This window comes from Streptomyces lydicus (assembly GCF_000717345.1).
Taxonomy (GTDB): domain Bacteria; phylum Actinomycetota; class Actinomycetes; order Streptomycetales; family Streptomycetaceae; genus Streptomyces; species Streptomyces lydicus.
Genome location: NZ_JNZA01000113.1, coordinates 1 through 277 on the forward strand (window position 1 = coordinate 1; position 277 = coordinate 277).

The following is a 277-nucleotide window of genomic DNA, read 5'->3' on the forward strand; positions in this document are numbered from 1 at the left end:
AGCGACCGGGCGAACTCGATCGCCACCGGCACATTCGCCCGGAACCTCTCGGACTCCTCACCCGGCACCGACAGGGCGCCACGATCCGGACCCGGCAACCGGCCGGCGTAGAAGTTCAGGCCCACCAGGCGGGTGCCGGCGTCGTTGAGCGCGTCACGCAGCGCCTCCAGCTCCGCCTGCTCCGGCACCGGGGCATCCACCCACGGCCACCACAGCTCCACCGCCGTGAACCCCGCCGCCCGCGCGGCCGCCGGCCGCTCCAGCAACGGAAGCTCGG

Annotated in this window: 1 protein-coding gene; it reads right to left on the reverse strand. The window is 74.4% G+C overall.

Features of this window, described 5'->3' with window-relative positions; translation table 11 throughout:
* On the reverse strand, window positions 1–277 hold a 277-nt coding region (locus tag OO62_RS36215), incomplete at both ends, for a TIM barrel protein (protein ID WP_033271983.1).